This is a genomic window from Paractinoplanes globisporus DSM 43857 (genome assembly GCF_000379645.1).
Taxonomy (GTDB): Bacteria; Actinomycetota; Actinomycetes; order Mycobacteriales; family Micromonosporaceae; genus Actinoplanes; species Actinoplanes globisporus.
Window position 1 is genome coordinate 42,632 of record NZ_KB903319.1, and the last position, 16,980, is coordinate 59,611.

Below are 16,980 nucleotides of genomic sequence, written 5' to 3' on the forward strand. Positions count from 1 at the left end.
CAGCGTAGAGGCGGTGGGCCAGGGCAAGATCATGGCAGAACCTCGTCCGGCGCACCGCCGCGCGCCGCCGGGACCGGAGCGGACGCTTCCGGCAACTCCACTATGCGACCCGGCTGCCACGGCCGCGACCAGCCACCCATGTCGAGCAATGCGGAGATCACCCCTGCCGTGAAACCCCAGACGAGCAGTCCGCGAACCTGGAAGGCGGGCCCGACCCAACCGCTGCGATGACGCACCCGGATACGGTTCTCCGGGTCGACGAGTTCACCGATCGGCAATCGGGCCACGTGGGCCACCTCGGCGGGCTCGCGCGGGCTGACCGGATGCGGCCGGCGCCACCAGGCCAGCACCGGGGTCACCACGAACGAGCTGACCGGAATGTAGAGGTCGGGCAGCAGCGCCAGCACCTCGGTGCTGGCCGGGTCGAGGCCGACCTCCTCCTCCGCCTCGCGCAGCGCGGTGTCGACCGCGTCGGCGTCCTCGGGGTCGGTGCCGCCGCCGGGGAAGGCCGGCTGGCCGGCGTGGTTTCGCATGGTCGCGGCCCGCTGCAGGATCAGCAGGTCGGGCTCGCCGGGGGTGTCCTCGCCGAGGAGCACGAGCACCGCGCTGGGCCGGCCACCGCCGGCCGGCGGGCGTAGCGGGGTGAAGTCTTCCGTGCGGCAGGAGGCGACCCGGGTCAGCAGCGGTTCGAACCAGGACGGCAGCCCGTCGGGGTGCGACAGCACCCGCCCCTGGCTCACAGGGTCACCGTCACGCCGGTGTGCTCACGGACCATCGCGGTGAGTTTCGCCGCGTCGAGCGGCAGGATGTTCACGTACGACTTGCCGGCCGCGTCCACGAAGATGGTGATCGGCAGGTTGACCCCGGCCACCGCGTTGAGCAGCTTGCGGTCGGGGTCGAACAGCATGGGCAGCTTGACGCCCTTGGCCGCGGCGAACGACGCGCCCGCCTCGCGCCCGTCGCCGGTGTCCACGCCGACCACGGTGATCTTGTCGCCCGCCGTGTCGGCCAGCCGCTGCATGACCGGCAGCTCGCGGCGGCACGGGTCGCACCAGGAGGCCCACAGGTTGATCACCGCAGGACCGCGCAGCGAGCGCAGCGCCACCTTTTCGCCGCCGGTGAAGCACGGCAACGTCACGTCGGGCACCGTGGAGGAAGGCGGCGCATCACCCGCCAGGGCGGCGCAGGCGGCGAACGGCGACGGAGTATCGGAGGATTTCGCCTCGGCCGTGCACCCGGCCGCCACGGCCGCGACAAGCGCGAGCACCGCGACGGCGAACAGGCGTAACGGCCTCACGGGGCCTCCGGCGCCGTTATGGCCGCGGCCGGCACGAGATCGGGATCGACCCCGGCCGCGATCGCCAGCTCGCGGGCGCGCGGGCCCTTGAGCAGCTTGGCCGCGGCGGCGGCCTCGGTCGGACCGGTGCCGTACGACGGGCACATCGTGGCCAGCGTGCAGGCGCCGCAGGCCGGCTTGCGCGCGTGGCACACCCGGCGGCCGTGGAAGATCACCCGGTGCGACAGCATGGTCCAGTCGCGTTTCTCGATCAGCTCGGCGACCTGGAACTCGATCTTGACCGGGTCTTCCTCGTGCACCCAGCCGAAGCGGTTGGACAGGCGGCGGAAGTGGGTGTCGACCGTGATGCCGGGGACGCCGAACGCGTTGCCGAGAATTACGTTCGCCGTCTTGCGGCCTATACCGGGCAGCTTGACCAGCTGGTCGAGCTTGTTCGGCAGAACGCCGTCATACTGCTCCACCAGCGCCTGGCCGAGCTTGATCAGGGAGTCGGTCTTGGCCCGGAAGAAACCGGTCGGGCGCAGCAGCTCCTCGAGCGCGGCGCGGTCGGCCGCCGCGTAGTCGGCCGCCGTCACGTACCGCTTGAAGAGGGTGGGTGTCACCTGGTTGACCCGGACGTCGGTGGTCTGGGCGGACAGGATCGTGGCGACCGCCAGCTCGAGCGGGGTGGTGAAGTCGAGCTCGATATGGGCGTCGGGATGGGTCTCGGCGAGGACCTTCGCCATCTTGCGGGCGCGTCGCTTGCGCCCGATCGGTGTTTCCCCCGCGAATCGCTTGGCCGACCGCACCACCAAAGTCACCGGTAAAGAGTACGTCGTGGGTACGACAGGAATCGTTCACGCCCGGGGCGAGATCGATCCGTCTTTCCCGATCCGGGCCGCGGTGTCGCCGAAGTCCTCCCCGCTGAGCCGGGAGACCAGCTGGCGGCCCATCTCGTTGGCCTTGTCCCGGGTCGGAAGGCCGACAGAATTCATGTACGTCGACCGGAACTCGCCGGCCGCGTACGAGCCGTCCTTGCCGAGCGTCACCCGCAGGATCCCGCCGTACTTGAGCACGCCCTGGTTGCTGAGCGTCTTGCCGCCGCCGGCGAAATTCCCGAGGCTGTACGCGATCAGCTTGCCCTTGTAGAACTCCATGCCCCGCAGCACGTGCGGGCTGTGCCCGACGACCAGGTCGGCGCCCGCGTCGATGACCGCGTGGCTGAACGCGATCGGGTCGCCGCGGTTCTCCCCGTGGAAGATCTCGCTGCCCGGCTTGACGTGCTGCATGGCCGCGCCCTCGGCACCCATGTGCACCTGGACGATCACGAGGTCGGCCTGCTGCTCGGCGGCCTGGATCACCTCGCGCGAGTGGTCGAGGTCGTTGAGGTTGTTGGCGCCCGAGTACCCCGAGAAGCCGACCACCGCGACCTTGATCCCCTTGACCTCCACGACCGTGATCTCGTCCTTGTTGCCGGTGTACTTGATGCCGGCGTCGTCGAGCGCGGCCCGGGTGTTCACCGCGCCCTTCGCCCCGAAGTCCTTGGTGTGGTTGTTCGCCAGGTTCATCAGCTGGAACCCGGCCGCCTTGAGGTGCCGCGAGTACGACGGCGGCGACCGGAAGGCGTAGCAGTTCGGCTCCGGCGGCGTGCCGCACTTGGAGGCGCCGGTGTCGTCGGTGAGCGGCTGCTCGAGGTTGCCCATGACGAGGTCCGACTTGAGGTCGGCCGCCACCGAGTCGAAGAACCCCTCGCCGTCGCCGGGCGGCATCCTGCTCGGCGCGTTGCTCATCATGATGTCCCCGGTGGCCGACACGGTGATCGCCTGCTCCGCGGCGCCCGGCTTGGCCGCAGCCGTCGTGCCGGGGACGGACTTCCCGGAGGTGGCGGCCGCCGCCGGCTCCTGCCACAGCGCGGCGGGGTCCGATCCGCGATTGGCCACGGCGACGCCCCCCACCCCGATACCGGCCAAAACGGCCAGGATGATCGTGACGGTGAGGACAGGTCGCCCGAAAAGGCCCGGGCTGCGGGAAGGGGGCTGGGAATTCATCGACGGCGACGATACCTTCGGGTAGCACTGCGGACGACCCGACAAAAGGCTTGTTGTCGCCCTACGCCGAGCGACGAAAAACACCGCCCGTCACGGTCGGAATGGTTACCCTGCAGTATTCGGATCAAGGGGTGCCTGCCCGATTCCCGCCCGCGTGCGCCTAGACTGATCGAGCGCAGGCGTTGCGCGTGTTCGGAGGTGCGGCAATGGATGAGGTGCTGGCGCGGAGCGGAATCTTCCAGGGGGTCGACCCGGAGGCCGCCGAGGCGCTCGCCAAGGAGATGGACACGGTCGAGGTCCGCAAGGGCGACGTCCTGTTCAACGAGGGCGAGGCCGGTGACAGCCTGTACATCGTGCTGTCCGGCAAGATAAAGCTAGGCCGTCGCGCCGCGGATGGCCGGCAGAACCTGGTTTCGATCATGGGCCCGTCCGACATGGTCGGCGAGCTCTCCCTGTTCGACCCGGGTCCGCGCACCGCGACCGCGACCGCGGTGACCGACGCCCGCCTGGCCCGGCTCAAGAAGACGTCGCTGCGCCCCTGGCTCAACAACCGGCCCGAGATCGCCGAGCAGCTGCTGCGCGTGCTGGCCCGCCGGCTGCGCCGCACCAACGACGCGCTGGCCGACCTGATCTTCACCGACGTGCCCGGTCGCGTGGCGAAAAACCTGCTGCAGATGGCGGGCCGTTTCGGCACCCGCGACGGCGGTGTGTTGCGGGTCACCCACGACCTCACCCAGGAAGAGCTGGCCCAGCTCGTCGGCGCGTCCCGCGAGACGGTGAACAAGGCGCTGGCCGACTTCGCCTCCCGCGCCTGGCTGCGGCTCGACGGCAAGAGCGTCATCATCCTCGACCCGGAGCGCCTCGCCCGCCGCGCGCGCGTCTGACCCCGGAAGGGGAGCCACCACGGCCGTTTGCGGGTTCGCCCCCCAAACGGCCTGATTACGCCTGAAAAGGCGACAAAGCCGCCGCATTCAGATCCGTGTCGCACCCGCTTGGCCGCTCGTTACGGAGGTGGTCGAGAGGCACCGGCGAACACGAGAGGGCGCGGCTTTGAACATGGTGGGGGGCGTACACCGCATCGGGGTCCCGACGTGACCGTGCTCGACACGGCGATCGACCCGCGCACCCCCGCCTTCCTGGAGAGCCGCGGGGTCGCCCTGGAGCGGCTCGCCCGGCTCGAGGCGGCGCTGGACCAGGCGCGGGCCGGCGGCGGCGAGAAGGCCGTGACCCGGCACCACGCCCGCGGCAAGCTGCTGCCCCGGGAACGCGTCGAGATGCTCCTCGACCAGGACAGCCCCTTTCTCGAGCTGTCGCCGGCGGCGGCCTGGGGCACCGAGTTCCCGGCCGGGGCGGGCGTGGTCACCGGCGTGGGCGTCGTCGAGGGCGTCGAGTGCGTGATCATCGCCACCGACCCCACCGTGGACCGCAACGCGCTCGACCCGTACCCGCTCGAGAAGATCCGCCGGGCCGCGCGCATCGCCTCGGCCAACCGCCTGCCGCTGGTCAACCTGGTGGAGTCGGCGGGCGACGCCGCCGCCGGCGGTCCGCGCCGGGCCGGCGGCCTGGCCCGCGACCTGAGCCGGCTCTCGGCCGAGCGGGTGCCGACCGTCTGCGTCGTGTTCGGCCCGGTCAGCGGCGACGACGCCTACCTGCCGCAGCTCTCCGACTACACGATCATGGTGCGCGGGCACGCGAAGATGATCACCATCCATCCGCAGCCGGTCAACGGCAGCGCGAACGGCCCGAAGGTGCGCAGCGCGCCCACCGTTCCGGCCGGCGTCACCGGCCCGGCCGACCAGTTCGCCGAGGACGAGCGGGACGGGCTGCGCCTGGCCCGGCAGTGTTTCCGCCGGCTCAACTGGCGCAAGCGCGGCCCGCTGCCCCGCGTCTTCCCGCCGGTGCCGCCCAAGTACGACGCCGAGGAACTGCTCTCGCTGACGCCCCTGGACGACCCGCGCGAGATCCTCGCCCGGATCCTCGACGGCAGCGACTTCGACGAGTTCAAACCGGCGCACGGGCCCGCGCTCGTGGCCGGCTGGGGCGAGTTGCACGGATACCCGGTCGGCGTGCTGGCCGGCACGGGCGCCCCGCACGGCAAGGCCGAGGGGCAGAAGGCCGTGCACCTGATCCAGCTCGCCAACGCCACCGACACCCCACTGCTGTTCCTGGCGGTGCGGTTCGGCCCGGCCGAGATCGAGGCGCTGACCCGGTCCACGGTGCCGCACCTGGCACTGGACTCGGGCCGCGCCGGCGACCCCCGCTTCGTGTTCAGCTGGCCGGCCGACGAGCCGTCCGGCGGTGACGACGACGGTGTCATCGACCCCCGCGACACCCGTACCGTCCTCGGCCTCTGCCTCTCCGCCACGCACAGCGCGGTCGTCGAGGGTGCCGGGCACGTCGGCGTGTTCCGACCCGGAAAGGTAGACCAGTGATCCGACGTCTTCTGGTGGCAGACCGTGGAGAGATCGCCCGCCGGGTGTTCGCCACCTGCCGCCTGGTCGGCATCGAGACGGTCGCCGTCTATTCGGACGCCGATTCCGACGCGCCGCACGTGGCCGAGGCCGATTACGCCGTACGCTTGGATGGCGGCACTTCCGCGATGGCCTACCTGCGCGGTGACCTGATCATCAAGGCCGCGCAGCGGACCGGCGCGAACGCCATCCACCCGGGCAACGGCCTGCTCGCCGAGGAGCCGGAGTTTGCGGCCGCGGTCGCCGACGCCGGGATGATCTGGGTAGGCGCGCCGGCCAAGGTGCTCGGCACGCTGCGCAGCAAGATCGAGACGAAGGCCTTGGCCGCCGAGGCGCGGGTGCCCGTGCTACCGACGTTCACGGAGGCCACGAAGGTCACCGGCTTCCCGGTGCTGATCAAGCCGGACGCGGGCTCGGGCGGGGCCGGCATGCGGGTGGTCCGGGACGCGACGACGCTCGCCGAGGCGATCGCGTCGACCCGTCGCGAGGTCGGCTGCGACGTCTACTGCGAGCCGTACGTCGAGGAAGTCCGGCACATCGAGATCCCGATCCTGGCCGACGAGCACGGCTCGGTGGTGCCGTTCGGCGAGCGCGAGTGCTCGGTGCAGCGCCGCTACCAGCAGATCATCGAGGAGACGCCGTCGCCCGCGGTCGACCCGGCCCTGCGCGAGGAGCTGTGCCGGGCGGCGATCGTCGCGGTCCGGGCGATCGGGTACGTGGGCGCGGGCGCCGTCGAGTTCCTGCTCGACTCCGAGGGCGACTTCTGGTTCCTCGAGCTCACCCCGACGCTGCAGGCCGACCACGCGGTCACCGAGTGCGTCTCCGGCTACGACCTCGTGCGGCTTCAGCTGCTGGTGGCCGAGGGCGGCATGCTGCCGATGCCGGGGCCGCCGCCGATCCGCGGGCACGCCATCGAGGTGCGCATCTGCGCCGAGGATCCCGCGTACGCGTGGCTGCCCGCCTCGGGAACCCTGCACCGCTTCGCCGTCCCCGACGTGGCCGGCGCCTTCCGGCCGCTCCCCCAGCCGGGCCTGCGCCTGGACGCCGGGGTCAAGGACGGCTCGGTGATCGGCGCGCACCCCGACCCGACGCTGGCCAAGCTGATCGCCTGGGCCCCGACCCGGCAGGAGGCGGCCCGGATGCTCGCCTCGGCGTTGACCCGTACGCAGTTGCACGGCGTGGCCACCAACCGCGACCTGCTGGTCCGGGTCCTGCGGCATCATTCGTTCCGGACCGGCGACCTGGACACGGGTTTTCTCGACCGCCGGCCGGAGGTGTTCGCGCCGCTTCTGTCGGCGGTCGACGCCGTACGCATATCGTGTCTTGCCGCCGCTCTGGCCGGAGCCGCCGGACGGCGCGCGACCGCCACGGTGCTCGGCTCCCTTCCCTCCGGCTGGCGAAATGTTCCCTCCGGATCGCAGACCGCCGTGTACGACGGCCCGACCGGCCCGGTCGAGGTGGGCTACCGGATGAACCGGCACGGCGAGCTGGCGGGCTGGTGGGTGCGCACGGTCGACCCGGAGGAGCTCGACCTGGCCGGGCTGGGCCAGGGGCCGGTGATCGACGACCACCCGGAGACCGTGGTGGTGGCGGCCGGCGACGAACGGGTCGTGCTCGACGTCAACGGCATCCGGCTGACCTTCAACGTGCACCGGGTCGGCGAGGTCTCCTACGTGGACAGTCCGGAGGGCTCGGTGGCGCTGCGCGAGCTGTCCCGTTTCCCGCTGCCGGCCCCGGAGGCGGCCGAGGGCTCGCTGATCGCCCCGCTGCCCGGCGCGGTCCGGCGCGTGCTGGTCGTGCCCGGCCAACGGGTACGCGCCGGCGAACTGCTGCTCACGCTGGAGGCGATGAAGCTGGAGCACCCGGTGCACGCGCCGAGCGCGGGCGTGGTGGCCTCGCTGCCGGTTCACCCGGGCGCCGAGGTGGCCACCGGCGAGCTGCTAGCGGTGCTCGATCCCGAGTAGCCCGAACAGCCACTTCTTCCTGGCCGGCTTGAGCTGGGCGCGCACGGTCGGCGTGTCGTCACCCGGCGACCAGCGCGGCGGCGGCACCGACGGGCCGCCCGGCTCGGACACGTCGATCTTGGTGAGCAGGTCTCGCAGCTGCTCGGCGGTCGGCCGCGACGCCGGGTCGTTGGCCATGCCGTACCGCAGCAGCTGGGTGAGCTCGCGGGGCACGCCGTGCAGGTCGGGGATGGGCTGGTTGAACAGGTCCATCAGGGTGATCAGGCTCGGGTTGCGGTCGCCCTCCCAGCGGGGCGGGCGGCCGCGCATCACCGCGTACAGGGTGGCGCAGAGCGCGTAGACGTCGACGGCGCCGGACGGGTTGTCGTGCCGGAACATCTCGGGCGGCGCGTAGGCCGGGGTGAGCACCTCGAGCGTGACCGAGGAGTCGCGCATCTCGCCCAGCACGGCCAGCCCGAAATCGGCGAGCACGGCCGAGTTGAAGTGCGAGTAGAGGATGTTCGCCGGCTTCACGTCGCGGTGCAGGACGCCGTTGGCGTGCGAGTGCACCAGCGCATCGGCGATCTTGATGCCCATGTCGCGGGACTCGGCCGCGCTGAGCGGGCGGATCCGCATCCGGTCCAGATAGGAGCCGTCGCAAAGTTCCATGATCAGGTACGGGTGCTGGTCGACGGTGACGCCGACGTCGAAGAGGTCGACCACGTGCGGGTGCGACGACATACGCCCGGCCGCGCGTGCCTCGCGCAGAAAACGGGCCTGGTCACGGTTGCTCTCGAGGCGGCGATTTTCCACCTTGATGGCGACCTCGCGGCCGACCGAGTCCTGCATCGCGCGATAGACGGTGGCGTATCCCCCGCGGGCCATGACCGACAAGCCAGACATGCCCGGCACGTAAGGCACGGGCAGTGGTCCGGGCGGGGTCTCCGTCATGCAAGAGAACTTACGCCAGGACCGGGCGAGGTCATCCCGGCACGTCGGACGCGTAGACGACAGTTTCGAACGGCTCCGTGTTGAGCGTGGCCCTCAGTTCCTCGGCCGCGGCGCGCTCGCTGACCTGTTCGGTCGCGTGGGCCAGGGTCACCGCCTCCTCGGCCGCGGCGCGAGCCTCGTCGCAGCGGTCGGCGGCGGCCAGCACCCGGGCGTACGTCATCGCCGCCTGCACCCCGCTGCGCACATCCTCCGACGGCGCCTCGCGGGCCCGCTCGATCCAGGTCAGCGCGGCCTCGATCCGGCCGTCGGCGAGCAGGGCCGACGCGTACGAGGCGAGCGCGTGCCGCCGGGAGAACAGCAGCGACGGCGAGCCGGTGTCGCTCGCGATCGGGGCGAGCAGGCCGATGGCGGTCGTTGCGTCGCCCGCCCGGTTGCGTGCCTCGGCCAACAGCACCCGCGGCCCGACCTGCGCCGGCGCCAGCGGGTTGTGCGGCTCGACCGCGGCCATCACGCGGCGGGCGTCCGCCTCGGCCAGGGACAGGTCGCCGCGCTGCAGGCTGACGAAACCGCGCAGGGTGCCGGCCATCCCCAGCAGCAGCGGGTGTCCCGTCCGGTCGGCGTAGCTGAGGGCGTCGCTGAGCAGGTCGAAGGCGTGGTCGAACTCGCCGAGGCCACGGGCGATCGCACCCCGCACGACCAGCGCCAGACCCCGGCCCCAGTCGTCGCCGACCGCGTTGAAGTCCCTGAACGCCCGGCGGGCCTCGCCGTCGGCCTCGCCCAGTTCGCCGAGCTCACTCGCCGCGTACGCCTCGACGGCGCGCAGCGTGCCCACCGCCCAGGCCTCGCCCACCCGGTCGCCGAAGGGCAGGAAGATCCGCGCCAGCCGGCGCGACTCCTGCAGACGGCCGGCCAGCAGCCGGGCGAACGCCGTCGTGCCGCGCAGCCACGACCGGCCGACCGGGTCGCCCAGCTCGGCGAAGAGCCGCGCCGCCCGGCCGAGGACCGCGTCGGTCCCGGCGAAGTCGCCGCGGGTGGTGGTCACCCAGGCCAGATTTTGCAGGGCCCAGGCCTGCCCGTGCCGGTCGCCGGCCGCGAGGGTCACCTGGTACGCCGCCGCGAACCGGCTGCTCGCCTGGCTCAGGCGCCCGGCCAGGAAGTCGGCCATGCCCAGGCGGCGCATCGCGTTGGCCCGCTCGGGCAGCAGCTCGGCCTCGGTGGCCACGTCGAGCGCCTCCTGCCAGGCCGCGACCGCCCGGCCGACGTCGCCCAGCGCCTCGTGCGCCCGGCCCACCACCAGCAGCGCCTCGGCCCGGCACACCGGCTCGTCCGCGGAGTTCTTCGCGATCTTCTCGCCGTGGGCCAGCGCCTCCTCGGCCCGGCCCAGGCGCAGCAGCGCACGGGCGTGCACGAGCTGGTCGGGCAGCGGCAATGCGTCCTTGACCAGCAGGGAGGCGCGCTCCGCGTACTCGATGGAGGCGGCCGGCTCGATGTTCGCCAGCGCGCGCCGGGCGAGCCGGCCGAGGGCGGCCACGCCGAGCGGGGCCACGTCGCGCACCGAGGCCTCGGGCCGCAGCCGCACCTGATCGGCGAGCTCGACCGCGCACTCGGCATGGGTGGCCACGAACGCGTCGCGCTCGTTCTCAGTGAGGCTCAGTCGCGAGGCGCCGTCGTAGCCGAGCCGGTCGATCGCCTCGAGCGCCGCCCAGTTCGCGAGGTACGCGTGCCGGTCGGCGAGGTCGGCCTTGCCAATTCCGGAGTACGCGGCCTCGCGCATCAGCGGCGTGGTGAAGGCGTAGCCGCCGCGCACCCTATGCAGCATGCGGCGCTGCAGCAGCTCGTCGATCGAACGCTCCAGCTCGACCGCGGCGACCGCGCCGGGCCGGGCGTCGGTGGCGGCGCGCCGCTCGCGCAGCGCCTCGATCACGCCGGTCGGCACGGTGTCGCCGACGACGGCCGCGTCGCGCAGCACCGCGCGCGGCTCGGCCGGCAGCGCGTCGATACGCGCGGCGAGCACCGCGGCCAGGTCGCGGGAGAGAAGCTGGCTGCCGAGCGAGCTGCTCAACGAGCCGACGGCCAGCTGCCATTTGCCGGCCGCGTGCGCCCCGATCGCCGGGGTCAGCGCGCCCCGCTCCATCAGCAGTGTCACCATCTCGGCCAGGTAGAACGGGTTGCCCTGGGCGGTGGCGAGCAGCCGATCGGTATCGGCCTGCGGCAACTTCCCACCATTCAGGTACGACGTGAGCAGCCGGGACGCGTCGGCGCCGCGCAGCGGAGGCAGGGTGTACACCTCGGCGTCGGCGAGCCGGGTCAGCGCGCCGGCCGTGCGCACCAGCTCGGGGCGGCCCAGCAGCAGCACGACGACCGGCCCCTCGAGCAGCGACAGGGTGCGGCCCAGCGCGTCCACGGTCGAGGCGGTGGCGTCGTGCAGGTCGTCGACGATCACCACGAGCGGCGCCTCGGCGGCCAGCGCCGAGAGCAGATCGCCCACGGCGGTGGAGACGGCGTCGGCGTCCTGCCGGGTGGTGGCGGGCTGCCAGTCGGCGCCGGTGGCCGGGCCGACCGGGTTGGCCGGCGCCTCGCCGTACCCGAGCAGCGCCAGCAGCCGGTCAAGGTCGATCTTTGAAGGCTCCGCATCGCGGCTCAGCCGGTTGGCCAGCTTTCTCAGACGCTCCTCGACCACCGAGCGGCCGACGGTGGAGACGACATCCTTCGGCAGGCCGACCGACTTGCGGACGAGGTCGGCCAGCGGGGCGAAGCGGCGGCGCTCGCCGAACGCGCGGCAGCGCACCCGCAGCACCCGGGCGCCGGTGTGTGCCGCGTACCGGCCGCCACCGCTGACGTCGTAGCCGGCGGCGAAGCGCTTGACCTCGCCGGCGAAGCGCGACTTGCCGATGCCGGCCTCGGCGGTCATCACCATGACCCGCGGGGTGCCCGAGTCGATCGCCTCGGCGAGCCGGCCGGACACCCGGCCGAGCTCGGTCTCGCGACCCACGAACGGCGCCTCGTCGCCGAGGCCCGAGCGGGTGCCGGGCGCGTCGTGCAGGCCGAGCAGCTCGAACGCGGGAACCGGCTCGCGCTTGCCCTTGAGCCGCAGCGGGCGCAGCTGCCGCCAGGAGGCGACGTGCCGGGTGCCGGCGCTGGTGCGCGAGCCCGCGTAGACCGCACCGACCGCGGCCGCGTCGGCGAACCGGGCGGCGGTGTTCACCGTGTCGCCGATGACCGTGTACTCGATACCCGCCTGGATGCCGGCCACGACCTCGCCGGTGTTGACGCCGATGCGCAAGCCGAGCGGGGCGCCTCCGCCCCGCTCGTCGTCCAGCACGCGACGGACCGCGCGCTGCATGCTCAACGCGGCGCGCACCGCCCGCTCGGCGTCGTCCTCATGGGCGACCGGGGCGCCGAAGACCGCCATGATCCCGTCGCCGGTCAGCTTGTCGACGTGCCCGCCGAAGGTCTTGACCGCACCGGCCAGCGCCGCGAGCACCCGGTCGGTCACCGCGCCGACCCGCTCGGGGTCGAGGTCTTCCGACCAGGAGGTGAAATCGGAGAGGTCTCCGAAGAGCACAGTCACGATCCGCCGCTCGGCCGCGGGCAGTGTGGCCGCGGCCGGGAGGGCGGCGCCGCAGTTGTGGCAGAAGCGGGCGCCGGGGACGGCCACGGTTCCACACACAGGACAGGTCACAGCCGATCCAACCCGTCGGCCCTTGTTCCTGATTCCCGATTTTTGTGACTCAGATAATCCAGTTGCGCTTTGGCACTGAAGATCGCCGCAAAACGTACGGCCGGATCGATGTCCGGATATACGAGATCAACGACCTCTTCCGGGGTGCCCGCGCCCTGCCGCATGGCCGCCTCGACCTGCGCTAGGCGTTCCCGCCGGTGATCCAGGTAGAAGCGCGCCATCGCGGCCACATCCGGCTGCGCCGGGCCGTGGCCGGGCAACATCGGCACGTCCGGGTGGGCGTTGAGGAGCTCCAGACTTTCCAGGTACGCCCCGAGATCGCCGTCGGGAGCAGCGACGACCGTGCTGCCGCGGCCGAGGATCGTGTCGCCGGTGAACATCGCGGCGCTCGCACCCTGCCGGACCAGAAAGCACACCGAATCGGCGGTGTGCCCCGGAGTATCGAGAACGCGGACGTCGAGACCGTCGCTCTTGATCTCGGACTCGAGCGGCGCACCGTGCTCGGCGTCGGCCGCCAGCACCGGGGCGCCGCCGATCAGCGCGGAGAGCCGATCAGCGCCCTCGACGTGGTCATGGTGACCGTGAGTAATCAGAATCGCACGGAACGGAGCCAGCTCGGCGATCGCCCGGAGATGACCCTCGTCGAGCGGGCCCGGATCGATCACGAAGCCGAGAGCCTCGCCGGGCGCGCGCAGCACCCACGTATTCGTGCCGTCCAGCGTCATCGGGCCGGGGTTGGGCGCACGAATCAGCGTCACCCAGCCCGGCAGGCCGTCGACCCCCCCTGCACCCCCCATGCGCGAAATCCTACGTCGCGCAGGGGGGTCGAGCCGAGGACCGGATGTGCGATCTCAGCTGCCGCTCAGGTCACGCTCCGCGACCCTTTCCGGTTTCAGGCGACTTCGATGATTGCTTCCACCTCGACCGGGGCTCCCAGCGGCAGCTCGGCCACCCCGACGGCACTGCGGGCGTGCCGGCCCTGCTCGCCGAAGACCTCGCCGAACAGGTTCGAGGCGCCGTTGACCACGGCCGGCTGGCCGGTGAACCCGGGCGCCGACGCCACGAAACCGCTCACCTTGACGATCTTGACGACCCGGCCGAGGCCGACCAGCGCCTCGACCGCCGCCAGGACGTTCACCGCGCAGGTGCGGGCCAGCTCGGCGCCCTGCTCGGCGGTGACCTCGGCGCCGACCTTGCCGGTCAGCGGCAGCTTGCCCTCGATCATCGGGAGCTGCCCCGAGACGTACACGTGATTGCCGGTTTGCACCGCCGGAAGATAGGCGGCCAGAGGGGGCACCACCTGCGGCAACGTGATTCCCAGCTCCGCGAGTTTCGCGTACGCGTCGACGCCGCCCTCGCCGGCCACGGGCGTCGTCACGATTTCGGCCGCTTCATATATGCGATCAGCTGCTCCGAGTTCGGCCCGGGAACGACCTGGACCAGCTCCCAGCCGTCCTCGCCCCAGTTGTCGAGGATCTGCTTGGTCGCGTGGACCAGCAGGGGCACGGTCACGTACTCCCACTTCTGCATCGCCTGCATACTCCCTAATCGTCGGTTACCGGGTCAGCTTAGGGCCCGCGCCGAGGTCTCCTTGGCTAGGCTGAGCCTCATCGACGAGACCACGGAGGGCGAGATGACGCACCCGCAGGGCGGCCACCCGGGTCATCCGGAGCCCGCGCCGGTGCCGTCGCCCGACCCGGAGCCGCCGCAGCCGATTCCGCCGGACGAGCCCATCCCGGCGCCGGAGCCGCCGCACGCTTTCGGGGCGCAGACCGACTTCGGGGCGCACACCGACTTCGGGGCGCATACCGACGACGCGCCCACGGCGACCATGCCGGTCGTCGCGCCCGAGCGCACCCAGGTGATCCCGCCCTGGCACGCCCAGCACGAGGCGCCCGGCCAGTGGGAGACCCGGCCGCCCGAGCACCTCGCCTGGCAGCACCCGTCGCCGGTCCCGCCGACCGACATCCCCACCGACATCCAGGCCGAGCCCATCTGGGCCGGCCCGCAGCAGCCCTGGCAGGTGCCGCCCACGGCGGCGCCCAAGGGCAAGCGCGGCGCGGTCTGGGTCTCGCTCGCGCTGGCCGCCACGCTGATGCTCTGCGCCGGCGGCGCCACCTCGGCGTACTTCCTGCTCCGCGACGCCGACAACCCGGGCTCGCCCGACCCGGCCACCGCGGTCAACCGCTTCCTCACCGCCGTCTACACCCAGCAGGACGCATCCGCCGCCGACGACCTGGTCTGCCGCGAGGCCCGCGACAAGACGAAACTGGCCGACCGGGTCAGCGAGATCAAGGCCTACTCGGACGGCTACCAGGACCCGGTCTACCACTGGGACGAGCCCGCGGTGTCCAACTCCGGCGAGGACCGCGCCCTGGTCTCGGTGGAGGTCACGATGTCCACCGGCGACGAGAAGACGGCCCGGCAAGATCTCGAGTTCACCGTGATCCGCAAGACGGGCTGGCTGGTCTGCGAGGTCGCCGGCTGACGGCCCGCCGTACCGTGGAGGGCATGGGCGAGCACGTCAACAGCAGATGGCCGGCACGGCTGCACGTCGTGACCGGCAAGGGCGGCACCGGTAAGACCACGGTGGCCGCCGCTCTGGCTCTCGGGCTGGCCTCCGGCGGACGGCGCACGCTGCTGGTCGAGGTGGAGGGCCGGCAGGGCATCGCCCAGCTCTTCGAGGTGAAACCGCTGCCGTACAAGGAGCTCCGGATAGCCCAGGTGGCCGGCGGCGGCGAGGTGCGCGCGCTCGCGGTCGACCCCGAGGAGGCGCTCCTGGAATACCTCGACATGTTCTACCATCTGGGCGCGGCCGGCCGGGCCCTGCGCAAGGTGGGCGCCATCGACTTCGCCACCACGATCGCGCCCGGCATGCGTGACGTGCTTCTCACCGGCAAGGTGAAAGAGGCCACAACCCGCTCGCACGACGGGCGCCGCGTCTACGACGCCGTGGTCCTCGACGCGCCGCCCACCGGACGCATCGGCCGCTTCCTCAACGTCACGGCCGAGACGGCCCGGCTCACCAAGATGGGCCCGATCAAGACGCAGAGCGAGGGGGTCGCGTCGCTGCTGCGCTCGCCGATCACCTCGGTGCACGTGGTCACCCTGCTCGAGGAGATGCCAGTGCAGGAGACCCTCGACGCGATCGCCGAGCTCAAGTCGCTGAACATCTCGCTCGGCCGGATCATCGTGAACGGCGCCCGCCCGGCGCTGCTCACCGCGGGCAAGGTGACCAAGGCCGAGCTCAAGCGCGGCCTGGCCGACGCGGGCCTGCCGACCGACGCGGCCGCGGTCAACGGCCTGGCCGCCGAGGCGAAGGCGTACCTGACCCGCCGCGAGCTGGAGGAGTCGCTGCGCACCGAGCTGGCCGAGGCCGGCCGGCCGACGGTCGAGCTTCCGCTGCTGCCGGGCGGCGCCGACCGGGCCGGGCTGGACGAGCTCGCACGCGAACTCATGCGTGCCTGACCCTGATTACTCTGGAGTACGTGGTGGCTGAACCTCTCGACGTCGACCGTCTTCTCGCCGATCCGGCCATCCGGATCGTCGTGTGCTGCGGCGCCGGTGGGGTGGGCAAGACCACCACCGCCGCCGCTCTCGGCCTGCGGGCCGCCGAGGTGCACGGCCGGCGCACCGTGGTGCTGACCATCGACCCCGCGCGCCGGCTGGCCCAGTCGATGGGCCTCAGCGAGCTCGACAACACCCCGCGCCAGGTCAAGGGCATCGACGGCGAGAACGGCGGCGAGCTGCACGCCATGATGCTCGACATGAAGCGCACGTTCGACGAGGTGGTGCAGCAGCACACCACCCCGCAGCGCGCCACCGAGATCTTCGCGAACCCGTTCTACCAGGCCATGAGCTCGACATTCGCCGGTACGCAGGAGTACATGGCGATGGAGAAACTGGGTCAGCTGCGCTCGACGGACGAGTGGGACCTCATCGTCGTGGACACGCCGCCGTCCCGCTCCGCGCTCGACTTCCTGGACGCGCCGGCCCGCCTGTCCCGCTTCCTCGACGGCCGCATGCTCCGGCTCCTGCTGGCGCCCGCGCGCTCCGGCAAGAGCATGTTCAGCCTGGTCACGGCGTCGTTCGGGCTGTTCTCCCGGGCGGTGCAAAAGATCCTCGGCGCCCAGCTGTTGACCGACCTGTCCGGGTTCGTGGCCGCGCTCGACTCCATGTTCGGCGGCTTCCGGCAGCGCGCCGATGAGACGTACCGCATCCTGCAAGATCCTCAAACCGCGTTCCTGCTGGTCGCGGCGCCGGAAAAGGACGCGGTCCGAGAGGCGGCGTACTTCGCGGAGCGGCTGGTCGCGGAGCGGATGCCGCTCGCCGGTCTCGTGCTCAACCGCATGCACCGGTCGGAGATCCCCGGCCTGAGCGCGGAACGCAGCGAGGCGGCCGCCGAGGCCCTGACGGGCGATCAGCAGATGACGGCAGACGCTCTCCGGATCCACGCGGCTCTGATGCGCCAGGTCGAGCGAGAGGTACGCGTGGCGGCCACGCTCACCGAGGCGTTCCCCACCGTCCCCGCCACCTCGGTCACGGCGCAGCCCGCCGACGTACACGACGTCGACGGGCTGCGAACGATTGGCACTCTGCTCGTGTGATG

15 protein-coding genes are annotated in these 16,980 nt (G+C 72.1%); 6 read left to right on the top strand and 9 right to left on the bottom strand.

Annotated features, from left to right (window positions below):
• Positions 1–29 precede the first annotated feature (29 nt).
• Genes A3CQ_RS0132860 through A3CQ_RS0132875 form a run of 4 tightly spaced genes read right to left on the bottom strand, consistent with a single transcriptional unit; the run spans position 30 to position 3,324 of the window.
• Positions 30–740, bottom strand: coding sequence for an NUDIX hydrolase (locus tag A3CQ_RS0132860; protein WP_020515199.1), 711 nt, complete (start codon positions 738–740; stop codon positions 30–32).
• Entirely contained in the window at positions 737–1,297 is a 561-nt protein-coding gene (locus tag A3CQ_RS0132865; protein ID WP_020515200.1) for a TlpA family protein disulfide reductase, read from the bottom strand. Before A3CQ_RS0132865 ends, A3CQ_RS0132860 begins: the two co-directional genes overlap by 4 nt.
• The gene (gene nth / locus A3CQ_RS0132870; protein WP_281171527.1) at positions 1,294–2,091 is read right to left on the bottom strand and encodes an endonuclease III; all 798 of its coding nucleotides are present in this window, start codon (positions 2,089–2,091) and stop codon (positions 1,294–1,296) included. The genes A3CQ_RS0132865 and nth overlap by 4 nt, the downstream gene beginning before the upstream one ends.
• 42 nt (positions 2,092–2,133) lie before the next feature.
• Positions 2,134–3,324, bottom strand: a complete 1,191-nt coding sequence (locus tag A3CQ_RS0132875; protein ID WP_026206465.1) for a CapA family protein — start codon at positions 3,322–3,324, stop codon at positions 2,134–2,136.
• Positions 3,325–3,530: 206 nt separating this feature from the next.
• Here A3CQ_RS0132875 and A3CQ_RS0132880 point away from each other — a divergent pair, with 206 nt between their 5' ends.
• The 3 genes from A3CQ_RS0132880 (at position 3,531) to A3CQ_RS0132890 (ending at position 7,759) form a co-directional block, all read left to right on the top strand.
• The gene (locus A3CQ_RS0132880; RefSeq protein ID WP_020515203.1) at positions 3,531–4,208 is read left to right on the top strand and encodes a Crp/Fnr family transcriptional regulator; all 678 of its coding nucleotides are present in this window, start codon (positions 3,531–3,533) and stop codon (positions 4,206–4,208) included.
• A 207-nt stretch (positions 4,209–4,415) separates the two neighbouring features.
• Positions 4,416–5,756 carry a carboxyl transferase domain-containing protein gene (locus A3CQ_RS0132885; protein WP_020515204.1) on the top strand — a complete coding sequence of 447 codons (1,341 nt, stop codon included), beginning with the start codon at positions 4,416–4,418 and terminating at the stop codon, positions 5,754–5,756.
• The gene (locus tag A3CQ_RS0132890) at positions 5,753–7,759 is read left to right on the top strand and encodes an acetyl/propionyl/methylcrotonyl-CoA carboxylase subunit alpha (protein ID WP_026206466.1); all 2,007 of its coding nucleotides are present in this window, start codon (positions 5,753–5,755) and stop codon (positions 7,757–7,759) included. Before A3CQ_RS0132885 ends, A3CQ_RS0132890 begins: the two co-directional genes overlap by 4 nt.
• Here A3CQ_RS0132890 and A3CQ_RS54910 read toward each other — a convergent pair.
• The 5 genes from A3CQ_RS54910 to sp36 form a co-directional block, all read right to left on the bottom strand.
• Positions 7,736–8,689, bottom strand: coding sequence for a serine/threonine-protein kinase (locus tag A3CQ_RS54910; protein ID WP_051115422.1), 954 nt, complete (start codon positions 8,687–8,689; stop codon positions 7,736–7,738). The two genes, A3CQ_RS0132890 and A3CQ_RS54910, sit on opposite strands and share 24 nt — an antisense overlap.
• A 31-nt stretch (positions 8,690–8,720) precedes the next feature.
• Entirely contained in the window at positions 8,721–12,371 is a 3,651-nt protein-coding gene (locus tag A3CQ_RS0132900; RefSeq protein WP_026206467.1) for an adenylate/guanylate cyclase domain-containing protein, read from the bottom strand.
• Complete coding sequence (locus A3CQ_RS0132905) at positions 12,368–13,168, bottom strand: MBL fold metallo-hydrolase (RefSeq protein ID WP_026206468.1); 801 nt, start codon at positions 13,166–13,168, stop codon at positions 12,368–12,370. The genes A3CQ_RS0132900 and A3CQ_RS0132905 overlap by 4 nt, the downstream gene beginning before the upstream one ends.
• 95 nt (positions 13,169–13,263) lie before the next feature.
• Positions 13,264–13,749 (bottom strand): RidA family protein, encoded by a 486-nt coding sequence (locus tag A3CQ_RS0132910; protein WP_020515209.1) that lies wholly within the window; start codon positions 13,747–13,749, stop codon positions 13,264–13,266.
• Positions 13,746–13,901 (bottom strand): Sp36 family protein, encoded by a 156-nt coding sequence (gene sp36 / locus A3CQ_RS60260; protein ID WP_085944346.1) that lies wholly within the window; start codon positions 13,899–13,901, stop codon positions 13,746–13,748. Before sp36 ends, A3CQ_RS0132910 begins: the two co-directional genes overlap by 4 nt.
• Positions 13,902–14,004: 103 nt before the next feature.
• On the opposite strand from sp36, the gene A3CQ_RS57915 reads away from it, so the two are divergent.
• Genes A3CQ_RS57915 through bagB form a run of 3 tightly spaced genes read left to right on the top strand, consistent with a single transcriptional unit; the run spans position 14,005 to position 16,978 of the window.
• Entirely contained in the window at positions 14,005–14,859 is an 855-nt protein-coding gene (locus A3CQ_RS57915; RefSeq protein ID WP_051115423.1) for an Rv0361 family membrane protein, read from the top strand.
• Between the two features lie 23 nt (positions 14,860–14,882).
• Entirely contained in the window at positions 14,883–15,839 is a 957-nt protein-coding gene (bagA, locus tag A3CQ_RS0132930) for an ATPase BagA (RefSeq protein ID WP_020515211.1), read from the top strand.
• A 20-nt stretch (positions 15,840–15,859) separates the two neighbouring features.
• Positions 15,860–16,978: an ArsA family ATPase gene (gene bagB, locus A3CQ_RS0132935; protein WP_026206471.1), complete on the top strand. Its 1,119-nt coding sequence runs from the start codon at positions 15,860–15,862 to the stop codon at positions 16,976–16,978.
• Positions 16,979–16,980 lie beyond the last annotated feature (2 nt).

Coding starts and splice junctions, on each gene's coding strand:
- A3CQ_RS0132875 (WP_026206465.1), bottom strand. CDS start 3,324: ATGAATTCCCAGCCCCCTTCCCGCAGCCCGGGCCTTTTCGGGCGACCT.
- A3CQ_RS0132880 (WP_020515203.1), top strand. CDS start 3,531: ATGGATGAGGTGCTGGCGCGGAGCGGAATCTTCCAGGGGGTCGACCCG.
- A3CQ_RS54910 (WP_051115422.1), bottom strand. CDS start 8,689: ATGACGGAGACCCCGCCCGGACCACTGCCCGTGCCTTACGTGCCGGGC.
- A3CQ_RS0132905 (WP_026206468.1), bottom strand. CDS start 13,168: ATGGGGGGTGCAGGGGGGGTCGACGGCCTGCCGGGCTGGGTGACGCTG.
- sp36 (WP_085944346.1), bottom strand. CDS start 13,901: ATGCAGAAGTGGGAGTACGTGACCGTGCCCCTGCTGGTCCACGCGACC.
- A3CQ_RS57915 (WP_051115423.1), top strand. CDS start 14,005: ATGACGCACCCGCAGGGCGGCCACCCGGGTCATCCGGAGCCCGCGCCG.
- bagA (WP_020515211.1), top strand. CDS start 14,883: ATGGGCGAGCACGTCAACAGCAGATGGCCGGCACGGCTGCACGTCGTG.